A 620-nucleotide genomic window follows, 5' to 3' on the forward strand; every position below is an offset into this window, starting at 1 on the left:
CGAGAAGGCGGCGGCCGACTACGGTTTTCATGTGGCCGTCACATGGTGGGACGAATCGGTGCACCGCGATATGGGCACGCTCGTGCGCGAGCACGGCGTGTCGAGCTTCAAGCACTTCATGGCGTACAAGAACGCGATCATGGCCGACGACGAGGTGCTCGTGAACAGCTTCTCGCGTTCGCTCGAACTCGGCGCGCTGCCGACCGTGCACGCGGAGAACGGCGAACTCGTGTTCCGGCTGCAGCAGGCGTTGCTCGCGCGCGGGATGACCGGGCCGGAGGCGCATCCGCTGTCGCGGCCGCCGGAAGTGGAGGGCGAGGCTGCGAACCGCGCGATACGCATCGCGCAGGTGCTGGGCGTGCCGATGGGCACGGTCATGTCGCGCCTGTCGCGCGCCCGCGAACGGCTGGGCGCCCTGATGCAAGGCCAGGAACCCGCCAGCCGGCTCCATCGCGTGAAATGACATGAACGACAAACGCCTCCACGCCATTCCCACCGCCGGCAACCCCATCACCGAAGCCGACCTGCACGCCTACGCCGACGGCCAATTGCCGCCCGGCCGCCACGCCGAGGTCGACGCCTTCCTCGCCGCCCACCCGCAGGACCTGGCCCGCGTGCAC

Annotated in this window: 1 protein-coding gene and 1 pseudogene; both read left to right on the forward strand. The window is 69.2% G+C overall.

Going from position 1 to position 620, the window contains the following annotated elements; translation table 11 throughout:
* Positions 1 to 367 (forward strand): annotated as a pseudogene (locus tag SB751_RS28040) (dihydropyrimidinase); the annotation flags it as partial.
* Positions 368 to 464: 97 nt separating this feature from the next.
* Positions 465 to 620: anti-sigma factor family protein (locus SB751_RS28045; protein ID WP_410748790.1), on the forward strand; the 156-nt coding region annotated here is incomplete at its 3' end.

The sequence above is a fragment of the Cupriavidus sp. SIMBA_020 genome, assembly GCF_046535395.1.
Classification (GTDB): domain Bacteria; phylum Pseudomonadota; class Gammaproteobacteria; order Burkholderiales; family Burkholderiaceae; genus Cupriavidus; species Cupriavidus campinensis.